Below are 11,540 nucleotides of genomic sequence, written 5' to 3' on the forward strand. Positions count from 1 at the left end.
CCCAGCAACACCCCCGATACAAAGCTCCGACAGCACCAGACCGATCGCACCACCAGCAAATCAACTATTCAAACTGAGGAGACGAACCGATGAGCACACGCACCATCACCGGAAACCTGGCCACCGACCCCGAAGTCGTCCAGGCCGGCAGCATCAACATCACCAAGCTCCGCGTCATCGAAAACACTGGCGAATACCGCACCGGCAAATGGCACGCCCACCCGGACGCCACTACCCACTTCGTCGAAGCCCGATTCGCCCTCGGCGACAACGCCGCAACCACACTCCACAAGGGCGACCCCGTCATCGTCATCGGCCGCGAACACACCAACAGCTGGGGAGACGACGGCGCCAAACACTACGTCCGCGTCATCGACGCCGACAACATCGGCGTCGACCTCAACCGGGCCACCGCCCAAATCCAACGCACCCCAAAGGCCGACAACGCAGAATAGTCGACATTGACATTGACGTCGACATCGGACTCAGCGTCTCGCTTCGTGGACCTACTCCGCGGTCTGTCCACGAAGCGATGCAGCCGGGTTCGACAGTGACGATGGCGGAGCGGCCAGGCAACAAACATGGATGATGATCAATACGACGAGCTGGGTGGAGATTCTTCGCCGTGCCCAGGTTGCGGCTGCGAAATGGCGTTCGAGTCGATCGCGACCAAGCGCCGATTGCGGGTCTGGCGCCACTGCCCTGCGTGCGGCCTGGTCATAGTCATCCCTGATCCGTTTGGGGCTTGAATCAAGTAGTTGTGATTTCGAGAGAAAAAGACAGTGAGCTCTCTTTCGAACGCCGAAACGCCAGTTGCGCCTCGCTTAATAATCGAACACATGTTCTAATATGTCCATGAATAGCTCGTCCCCCATGAAACCGATCATGCGCCGGGACCCACTTGGCGAGACTTTCGAACAGATTGAACCGTACTGGGAGGCCGATCGCGCACAGCCGATCAGTCTCACGTTGGAAGAACGCGGAGGGACGAGCGAGTTGGTCACGACGGCCGACGAACCGATTTCCGTCCTTGCCTGGGTGAGATACCCGAATATCAGCACCCACGTCACTGGTCACGCTCTTGCCTGGACGAGACGCGCCGTGTACGTCGAATGGCAGAACAGGGGAATGCACCGCATCTGGGTCTGGGCATCCGCTGTCGACCGGTTCTAACGCTGATTCAGGTGTCCCCTGACGGTCACAATCTCGGATTCGTGTCAAATTGCAATTCGGCAGCTCGAGCCCTAGCACCATCGCTATGCCATCGTTGGAGCGAAGTTAGGGGTCCCGCAGAAGTCTCGAATTTGCCTTCAACCTAGTGGTAACGGCCCCGGAATGGGGGTGTGGCGGCGTCTTGTCCCCTTGAAGAGCGAACTTAGGGTTGGGCCATGCCCGCGGAACAAACTCAAGAGCAAGGACGGAAAGGCGTTGCACTTGTGCAGCGGTGGTTGGAGTCCACGACGTATTTGGAGCTCAACTGGAATGTGTACGACAACTCGGCGATGTGTGAAGTTGAGCACCTCAACGGAGTGAAGTATTTCGACCTGGCCGGTTCATTCCTGGGCGCAAATCGGCGGGAAGTGTTCGTTGAGAACAAGAACTACAGCAGCGACAGTGGCCAGTATGCTCATTTTCAGGAGTTTCTGGCTATTGCGTATAGCGCAACGGCGAAGGTCAAAATTGCCGGACGAATGGACCGCGCAACGGAGTTCATTTGGGTCACGACACACCCGTTTTCACTCAAGCGATGGTCGAGTCTCGCGTCCGAGGCCGAGGTGAAGCTCGCGCTTGCTGCGCGGCCAGAGTTCCTCGGTGATACCGAAGTCGATGATGACATTGTTCGAGTCGTCACAGGCAGAATCTGGGTGCTAGTTATGCACGAGAAGCAGATCGACCTGAGTCTCACCCAACCTGAGGTCTGGCAGGTACTGGCGCTCTTGAAACGAAAGGAAGCCACGCTATGACGTTCGTTGAGGCCCTTGAGAATGCAAAAGATACTCGTGACCGACAGGCCTATATCTCGAGGGTCAAAGCTGCCGTCGTTCGAGAACTGTCCGTGTTGGACTCGTCGGCAGAGATCCAGGACACCAATTATTTCAACCACAGCGCAATTCCCGACCTCGTTCTGTCCTGGCCGAAAGAACGTGGCGAGCGGAACATCTACCTTCGACATTCCTACGAAGCGATCGCGGCCTCGCCTTCAGATGCAATCGACAAGACGCTCGACCCCGTTGTTCTATCGCTTGACACGCGACCCTTAGCTGGCGTTGTTCCACCGATCGACCGTCAAATACATGCTTCCCCCCGGGCCCTGATTACCGATCCGCAAGCTATGGACGTTCTGCTTAGCGACCATCGCGCCGATTCGCCGCTTGCGGGTCTGGTGAGGGCCAATTTCATCCGTGGCGGCAAGGGCCATATTGATCGCCCTCGTGCAGCTTCTTTGGTTGACCTCAACGCCACGCAGCTCGAGGACAAAGCCGCAGCTAGCTTGGTCGCTGCTCTCATCGGAAGCAGTTTCTCCGAGGACGCGGCGGCCCGAATCACGCGTACCGCACAGCTGATTTCGGTTGCCATGGGGGAGTTCCCAGAGCCGGAACTAGGCGAGCCATCCACACTTATCGGCGGGAAGCTGTCCCTTGCCGAATTGCGGCACCTTCTACCGTGGTTGCTCAACCAGCCAAGAGCCATGGGCAATGGACGATTCTGGGCCTATGTAGGCGGAATGATGACATTCGCGGATCTGGAGAAGATCCGCGAGAACCTAGACGGCATAGACGTTTCACCACTAATTCGTGCAAATGCTCGGCGTTGGAGCGCGAAGCGCGCGTACCTTGGCCTGGCCACTCCGGTCGAAGGCGACGAGACATATCTGACGCGATCGGATCATTGGTCCTTTTCTAAGGGGGCCCTCGGTATCGATATAGGCGAAAGCCGGCTCTTGCTCGCAGACGACAGCAAGCTGATCCATGCTCGAGGTGGGAGCTCATCGGCCACTTGGATTGACATCAAAGATTCACTGAAGGGCTTGAAACTTGCCCGGGTGGAACTCCATGGGATTAGGCGCTCGGTCACAATCAACGCTGAACAGAGTGATGATGTCAGCGGAGACGTTGATGAGGTAACGGATTCCCTCGACGACGATTACTTTGTAGGAGAGGTGGCTGTGCGGTTCGCGGCCCCGGGTGACGAACCTGGAAACCGCGACGTTGACGTCCAATTTGGGAAGGGACTCGTCTCGGGGTCGAAGGGGGCGGCATTGGCGGACTTGGTGCAGCTTGCGACAACAGTGTTGAAGTTTCGCGCGCCTCTCCCAGACGGCCAGCGTCTGGCTCTTATCTCAGATGACGATGATTCAATAGCCTGACGTCGCAATGACTCCGGACTGTGCACATCGGCGTGGATCGGAGTGTACTGATTCCTGCCGGCTGCACGAGGGTAGCGCCTTGGTGCGGGTTTGGTGCCAATGTGATCGGGCCTTTATGTCAGAGGCGCACGCGGCCGTGCACTTCGAACGAAAGTGCTCACCCGTGGCTGCGCCGCGGCCGTGCAGACAGGAGTCGAGCTGGCGCCACTGACAGATGAAATGTTCCGAAATTAGGCACCCGATTTTCCCAGGAGTAGGAGCGGCGTAGGCGCGGTACTGGAGGGGCACGCTCGAACGTGTAATAGCCTCCGCCTGCCAATCCGGGCTACGAGTCAGCTTGAAGTCAGAATTCGCCCTAAAATCCGTCCTGCTGGAGCGGATTGGTCGGGTCGGCAAGAGCGCCGAACGCTCCCGGTGTGCGGGCGCGTGCGTTCCAAATGCGACTGCTTGGGCAGCCTCGTGAGAGCCCGGCATCGTCAAGTAAGTCCGTGCCGCTGTGCGATCCTAGAAAAATGATCGATGTCCCGGTACGTCCCAAAGGACCCAAAACGGCAGAGCGTACTCTCAGTCTTCAGGACGTGTGGCGTCCCCGAACCCTGAGGCGTGATGTAAAACCCGGCTTGGAGCAGATCCATGCCATCGACGTCGCACCTAGCGGGTGGAGCGCGGAGCGCTGCGAAGAGGGGCACTTCTTGCCGGATTCGTACCCGGCGACGAGCCCAATGTGGACCACCTGCGCGTGCGGCAAGAGCCAAGATGACGATCGGATCGCGGTCCGCCAGTCGAGCATCCCTCTCCTCACTGACCCAGTACATGCGAATTTCGCGATCTGGTGGCACGTCTCCGGGTCTCTCAAACTGTTCCTGAATGACCAGGATGTTGAACTGCACTGGGGAGAGTTCGACACGGTGATGCATTATTACGTAACCCGTAGTGACCACCGAGGTTGGGCCGGCCGGGCCACAGACCCGAGGTATTTGTATTCGGCGATGCTCCGCGAAGGTGCGGACGTGAACACCAAGGCATTCATCGAGAATCAGCCAGCGGATGAACATCGGGCAATCCTGGGGACATACGTGCAGGGTGGGCCCGTGCGCTACCTTAATGCTCGCGAGCGGCCCGGATCTGTGTCCATTGTGGCGCGTAAGACGGACTTCGAAGTCATCGACTGTATCGACCTCTGGAACCAAGGGGGAGCATGAGACCTGTCTTGCACACGAAAGGCGAATTGAACGGCGGACGTGGCAAATAGCGCGGGGAAAAATGAAGCAACACCAGTTGGGCCGAAGACTCGACAGACTGCGGGCGCCTGGATTCCGTTGATCGTGCCTGTTTATGAGTGGAGGTCGGCCGATTGGACTGCTGCTACGTGAGTAACGGCGGCGGCGTCCGCTCACCGCTCCGACGCAACGTAACCACTCGGTTGGATCGTGTAGATCGCTGAGCGGCCCGTGAACCTTGTCCCAAATCTCTCTGCTTCGGCCATTAGCGTCATTTTGGCGATATTTTCTCCGCATGTGTTCCGCACCAGTTCAGTGACAACTCGGAGCTCGGCGAATGCTGAATTGTGCGTGCCTTCATCTAACGTTGCGTTGGGAATCTCGCCTCCCTGTCTTTCGAAAGGGATGTGAGACGTGGGGAACAGTCTGTTGGGCCGCTGACAGCCCAGGATGATCTGCGTCATAGATACCCGAGACCAGTCGACGGGTGACTACAAAATCCGCCAGGTCAATGTTCAGAAACCGGGGCCGCTTGCTGAGTTCAGAGGGTCGGCGCACGCAGTTAGTCTGGGAGAACATCCGGGGGTGTAATCATTGAGCTCGCGTTGCCGCGCGGGGGAGGAACCACACAGCATGGCACGAAACGCCAGACCCAAACCAGGGAAGAAACTGGAGCAGCGACTCTGGGACGCGGCTGACGCACTTCGTGGCAACCAGGAGCCGAGCGAATATAAGCACGTCGTGCTGGGACTGGTCTTCCTTAAATACATCTCGGACCGCTTCGAGGAACGTCGATACATTATCGAGTCTTCGCTCGAAGATCCACAGTCGGAGGAATTCATACCGAACCCCGAGCGTCGTCCGAAATATCTGGAGGATCGGGGCGAGTACACGCGGGCCAACGTCTTCTGGGTTCCCGCGGAAGCTCGATGGGGGGCCATCCAGGCCAAGGCCAAGCTGCCAAGCATTGGTCAGGATATCGACACGGCAATGGACCTTATCGAAAAGGAGAATCCCGTCATTCGTGGCGTTCTTCCGCGCAACTACGGACGTGATGGCCTCGACAAAGGGCGACTCGGGCAACTCGTCGACCTTATTGGCTCGATTGGTTTCACCAAGTCCGACGACCACGGCTCCGATGACGTGCTAGGCCGCGTATATGAATACTTTCTTGGCCAGTTTGCAGGCAAGGAGACAGGTAAGGATGCTGGGGCCTTTTATACCCCGCGCTCAGTGGTCAAAACCCTTGTGGAGATGCTCGAGCCATACAAAGGAAGGGTCTACGATCCCGCGTGCGGATCAGGCGGAATGTTCGTTCAGTCGGCAGAGTTCGTGAAGGCCCACGGCGGCACACGAAACGACATTTCCGTATTCGGACAGGAATTCACAGATACGACATGGAAGCTCGCCAGGATGAACCTGGCCTTGCGCGGTATTGAAGCCGACCTTGGTGATCGCTCTGCCGACACATTCACTCAGGACCTTCATCCTGACTTACGCGCCGACTTCATCATCGCGAACCCTCCGTTTAACGTCAGCAACTGGTGGGATGCCAAGCTACTCGACGACCCTCGCTGGAAGTACGGAACGCCTCCCGAGAGTAATGCGAACTTTGCATGGGTGCAGCACTTCATAAATCACCTGAGCCCTAAGGGGACTGCAGGCTTTGTCCTTGCCAATGGTTCACTGAGCTCCAAGAAGAACGGCGAAGGCGACATACGTCGCAAGTTGATCGAATCAGACATAGTGGACTGCATTGTGGCAATGCCAAGCAAACTGTTCTTCAACACTGGGATTCCCGTATCGCTTTGGTTCATCTCGAAGGATCGCAAAGGTAACGGTCACCGCGAACGTCGCGGAGAAGTTCTGTTTATTGACGCAAGCAAACTGGGAACGATGGAGTCGCGCAAGCTTCGAGTATTGACCGATGAGGACGTCGCGAAAATCGCTGGCACGTACCATGCATGGCGTAACGAAAATGGAGGCTACGAGGATGTAGCTGGGTTCGCGAAGGTGGCCACGCTCAACGACATCGAGGAACACGATATGGTCTTGAGCCCTGCACGCTACGTCGGAACGGAGGCTTTGGAGGAGTGTGAAGAACCACTCGACGAAAGAATTGAGCGGCTTACGCTTGAGGTGCTTGAGGAGTTGGAGCGCAGCCGAGAGCTAGATCTAGTGATCGCGGCGCGCTTACGAGGGCTCCAATGAGTACTGTCCACTTGACGCTAGATCAGGTGTGTATCGCGATCGTTGACTGTGAGCACAAGACTGTGCCAGTCGATCCAGATGGAACGTACTTCGCGGTGGGTACGCCCGCTATGCGCGGGAACCGTATTGACTTCGGGGAGGCGAAGAGAATTTCCCGATCAACCTTTGAAGCATGGAGTAGACGACTCGTGCCCGAGCGTGGGGACCTACTACTCGCAAGGGAGGCGCCTGTCGGGCCCATTGTCCAAATCCCGAATTCCCTAAACGTCGCACCCGGACAGCGAACCGTTCTCCTGCGCCCTGATCCGCAGAAAGTGGACTCAAACTACCTCTACTATCTTCTTGCATCGCCGGCGCAGCAAACCCGCCTTTTGCAGAAATCGGATGGGTCAACCGTGGCGCACCTCAACGTCTCCGACGTGAGGACATTCCAGCTCCCCTCTCTTCCAGACCTCAACGTCCAACACGACATTGCCGCTACGCTTACTGCGCTCGACGATCGAATCAATTCCAGCACTCTAATCACACAGGGGATTCAGGAAGTGCTGCAGTCGCAATTCAGGTCATGGTTCGTGGAATACGGGCCGTGGGGCGGTGACGCGCCTGCAGATTGGCACTCGGGTGTCCTGAGCGAAGTTCTGGCGCTCGTCAAGAAGCCGATCAAGAGTTCGAATCGTGACGGGTTGCCGTACGTGCCCATCGATGCTTTGCCCATGCGGGCGCTAGGGCTGGAGGACTTTAGACCGACGGCGGAGGCTCAAAGTAGCCTCATACGATTTGATGAAGATGACATCCTTATGGGTGCGATGCGAGTGTACTTTCACCGGGTGGTAATAGCCCCGTTCGATGGCATCACGAGAACGACGTGCTTTGTTCTTCGCCCTTACGAGCGGGAGTTTCTTGAGTACGCCCTGCTTCTATGTAACGAGGACACCACGATTGATTTCGCCGACACTACCTCTAGAGGGTCCACGATGCCGTATGCAGTATGGGAGAACGGGCTAGCAAACATGTCCCTGATGATTCCGACACGCAAAGTTGCCAATGAATTCTCGGAGTGGGCACGTCCTCTCGTGATGCGAATTCGGAATGGCATTTTTGAAAGGCGCCGGCTCCGTCAGTTGCGCGATGCGCTCCTTCCCGAGCTGATTTCTGGCCGAATTCGTGCTGTCGATACGCGCGCCGTCCTCGTTGTGGCGACCCAATGACCGGGAGCATGAATGAGAACATCGTTGAGCTTGCTGCCCTGCACTACTTTCGCCAGCTCGGTTACGAGACGGTCTACGGTCCTGCGTTGGCGCCGGGGGAGTCCGGCCAAGAACGCGAGTCTTTCGAGCAGGTCTACCTACATGGTCGACTGCGCGAAGCAATCCAGCGGATCAACCCTGGTGTGGATCGACGCTTAGTCGACGACGCGATCAAGCGCCTCGAGCGTCCGGAGTCGCAGAGCGCCATTGACGAAAATGCGCGTGTTCACAAGCTCCTAACAAACGGCGTACCTATCGAATATCGTGACCACCTTGGTTCTGTGCGCACGATTCTCATCTGGCTAATCGATTTCCATGAACCTGGCAACAATGACTGGCTAGCGGTCAATCAATTCACTGTCGTTGAGAACGGCAAGAAGCGCCGCCCTGATGTTCTGGTGTTCGTTAATGGAATGCCACTTGGTTTGCTCGAGTTGAAGAATCCCGCCGACGGGAACGCGACGCTCAAAGGGGCATGGAATCAAATTCAGACATATCGACACGATATCCCACGTGTCTTCACTGCCAATGCTGTAGCCGTGATCTCAGATGGCACGTCTGCAGCGATGAGTTCCTTCACGGGGAGCTTTGAGCACTACGCACCGTGGAGGACGATTCAGGGCAGTTTAGTCGTCACCGACCTGCCGGCCTTGGAAGTAACCCTCAAGGGTGTTTTCGAGCACAATCGATTCCTTGACATCCTGCGTAATTTCGTGGTCTTCAGCGAAGAAATCGTCACGAACAAGAAGTCCGGCCAGCCTATTAAAGCCCTGATCAAGCGGGTCGCCAAGTACCATCAGTATTGGGCCGTCAATGCAGCGGTCGAGTCTACTGTCGTCGCTTCGGGCCCTATCGGCGATCGTCGGGGCGGCGTGGTCTGGCATACTCAGGGCTCAGGCAAGAGCTTCGAGATGGTCTTTTACGCCGCCAAATTGATGCGCGATCCGCGGATGTCCAATCCATCTTTGGTCTTCATCACGGACCGCAACGACCTCGACGATCAGCTATTTGGTGAGGTTTTTGCTCCCGCCCACATCCTGCCTGAGCGACCGGTCCAGGCAGGCACTCGCGTTGAATTGCGCGACATGCTGCAACGAGCATCAGGCGGCATCGTATTCACCACCCTCCAGAAGTTTTCCCCCGGCGAGGACGGTGATCGCTCACAAGTCCTGACTGAACGTCGTAATGTCGTCGTGGTCGCCGACGAAGCGCACCGCTCGCAATACGGCTTCTCAGAGAAGCTGGATGCTCGAGGGCAGTTGCGGGCGGGGCTTGCGAAGCATATGCGAGACGCTTTGCCTGGCGCCACCTACCTCGGCTTCACCGGTACTCCTATTGAGTCCACTGACAAGTCCACCCGGGCCGTTTTCGGCGACTACATCGATGTCTACGACTTGACCCGTGCCGTCGAAGACGGCGCGACTGTTCGGATCTTCTACGAATCGCGCCTGGCAAGGGTCGACTTGAGCGTGGAGGATTATGGTGCTCTAGACGACCTAGCCGACGAGATCACGGAGCGGGTTGAGGAATCAGAGGCAGTCAGAGCGAAATCGCGTTGGTCGAGGCTTGAGGCGATCGTTGGCGCGGAGGAACGCCTGGACATGGTGGCTCGCGACATTGTTGAGCATTGGGAGAAGCGACGCGACGCCCTACTGGGCAAGGGCATGATCGTTACCATGAGCCGCCGTATCGCGGTGCGCCTATATGAGAAAATAGTCGCTCTCCGCCCGGACTGGCATTCCGATGATCCGGCTAAAGGCAAGATCAAGGTTGTCATGACCGGGGCTGCAACAGATCCTGCCGAGTTTCAGCCGCACGTTCATTCCAAGGACGTCCGGAAAGAGCTCAAGGCACGGGCTCGGAATCCCGACGACGAACTCGAGCTGGTTATCGTCCGCGACATGTGGCTCACAGGCTTCGATGCTCCATCCATGCACACGATGTACATCGACAAGACCATGCAGGGCGCGAATCTGATGCAGGCCATCGCTCGGGTCAACCGGACGTTCCGAGATAAGCCCGGCGGCCTCATCGTGGACTATATAGGCGTTTTCTCGAACCTCCAGGAAGCCTTGCTTGAGTACTCGCCATCCGATCGTGTGCAAGCAGGCGTCCCGATCGAGGATTTGGTCGACGTCATGCTGGAGAAGCACGACGTCATTCGCGGAATCCTGCACAGCTGTGACTTCAATTCCTCCCCTGGCTTGTCGCCTGCCGATCGGCTTTCTGAACACGCCAAATTGCTCGACTTCGTGATGGGTGACCCCGACCGTACTCCGCGGTACAACGACCAGGTACTCGCTTTGGCTAAGGTGTTTGCCCTCTGTGGTGCTTGCGATGAGGCTGAGGCGATCCGCAATGACGTTCGGATGTTCATCGATGTCCGCGCCGCCATTCTCAAGATCCTGAATCCGGACGCCGGCCGGGGAGGAGTGGGGGCTGTCGAAATTGATACAGCCATCGCTCAACTCGTCAACGAGGCCATTACCGCAGACCAAGTTGTGGATGTCTACAAGCTGGCGGGAGTGGATACTCCCGAGATCTCCATTCTCTCCGACGAATTTTTTGACTCGCTCGTAGGAAAGGAAAAGCCCAATCTCCAGATGGGGTTGTTGCGTCGCCTACTCAATGACCAGATCCGGACCATTCAGCGCACCAATATTGTGCAGGCGCGCAAGTTCTCCTCGCAGCTCGAAGATGCGATCAACCGCTATACAAACCGCTCTCTCACGACCGCAGAGATCATCTCTGAGCTTGTGAGACTGGCAAAATCGATGAAGAGTGAATTGAAGCGGCATGAGGCTCTCGGCCTTCGCGTGGATGAGATCGCGTTCTACGACGCAATCGCCCAGAACGACTCCGCTGTCCTCCTACTCGGTGATGAGCTCCTAAAAGAGATTGCTCGCAAGCTCGTGACTGCCATCCGCCAGAGCGCCACGCTCGATTGGAATCTCAAAGAGAGCGTCCAGGCAGAGATGCGATCGAAGATCAGAAAGTTACTAGACCGCTACGACTACCCGCCGGATCATGAGGATCTGGCAATCGATCTTGTGCTGAAGCAAGCTGAGCTGTTCGCTACCGGCGAGGCCGCATGAAGCGCGATCACCTGTGCCGTTCGAATCTCAGACATTGAGGTTGCAGATGCGCGTTCAAGTCGAGAGCGTGATGTGGGTCTGATTGTGGAGCGGCAGCGACCAAACCATCACTCGAGGTGATGACGTATTACCCGCCAATTAGTTCCGTGGATCGAGTGCGTGATGCGTTATTGCCGAGAGCAGAGCTGCGCAGGCCAATTTGCTGTACACCCCGACTAGACGTCAGTCGGCGCATTTCACGCCGTCAAAATAGGGCGGAATCCGGATTCTTTGGCAGCCCATATCGCTGGCCTCAAGAGTTCAACCGGGCGCGTTCCAGGAGCTGACGGCGCTCAGCGAAATTCCCCAGTCCTGCTCATCGAAGCTCCCCAGGTCGCGGGGTTAGATTAGCGGAAGTTTG

8 protein-coding genes are annotated in these 11,540 nt (G+C 57.1%); all 8 read left to right on the plus strand.

What is annotated here, in order from left to right; all coding sequences use genetic code 11:
• Positions 1 to 89: 89 nt before the first annotated feature.
• Complete coding sequence (locus QN357_RS14595) at positions 90 to 455, plus strand: single-stranded DNA-binding protein (protein ID WP_323505102.1); 366 nt, start codon at positions 90 to 92, stop codon at positions 453 to 455.
• 400 nt (positions 456 to 855) lie between these two features.
• Positions 856 to 1,173: a hypothetical protein gene (locus QN357_RS14600; RefSeq protein WP_323505103.1), complete on the plus strand. Its 318-nt coding sequence runs from the start codon at positions 856 to 858 to the stop codon at positions 1,171 to 1,173.
• A 215-nt stretch (positions 1,174 to 1,388) separates the two neighbouring features.
• Complete coding sequence (locus tag QN357_RS14605) at positions 1,389 to 1,964, plus strand: hypothetical protein (protein WP_323505104.1); 576 nt, start codon at positions 1,389 to 1,391, stop codon at positions 1,962 to 1,964.
• Positions 1,961 to 3,367 carry a hypothetical protein gene (locus tag QN357_RS14610; protein ID WP_323505105.1) on the plus strand — a complete coding sequence of 469 codons (1,407 nt, stop codon included), beginning with the start codon at positions 1,961 to 1,963 and terminating at the stop codon, positions 3,365 to 3,367. Before QN357_RS14605 ends, QN357_RS14610 begins: the two co-directional genes overlap by 4 nt.
• A 512-nt stretch (positions 3,368 to 3,879) precedes the next feature.
• A complete protein-coding gene (locus QN357_RS14615; protein WP_323505106.1) occupies positions 3,880 to 4,569 on the plus strand; it encodes a hypothetical protein in 690 nt (229 codons plus the stop codon).
• A gap of 651 nt (positions 4,570 to 5,220) precedes the next feature.
• Positions 5,221 to 6,798: a class I SAM-dependent DNA methyltransferase gene (locus QN357_RS14620; RefSeq protein WP_323505107.1), complete on the plus strand. Its 1,578-nt coding sequence runs from the start codon at positions 5,221 to 5,223 to the stop codon at positions 6,796 to 6,798.
• Positions 6,799 to 6,908: 110 nt separating this feature from the next.
• On the plus strand, positions 6,909 to 8,006 hold the full coding sequence (locus QN357_RS14625) for a restriction endonuclease subunit S (RefSeq protein ID WP_323505109.1): 1,098 nt from the start codon (positions 6,909 to 6,911) through the stop codon (positions 8,004 to 8,006).
• An 8-nt stretch (positions 8,007 to 8,014) separates the two neighbouring features.
• A complete protein-coding gene (locus QN357_RS14630; RefSeq protein ID WP_323505108.1) occupies positions 8,015 to 11,140 on the plus strand; it encodes a type I restriction endonuclease subunit R in 3,126 nt (1,041 codons plus the stop codon).
• The last annotated feature ends 400 nt before the right edge of the window (positions 11,141 to 11,540 follow it).

Origin of the sequence: Cryobacterium sp. RTC2.1, from assembly GCF_035018685.1 — a bacterium.
GTDB classification, from domain to species: Bacteria; Actinomycetota; Actinomycetes; order Actinomycetales; family Microbacteriaceae; genus Cryobacterium; species Cryobacterium glucosi.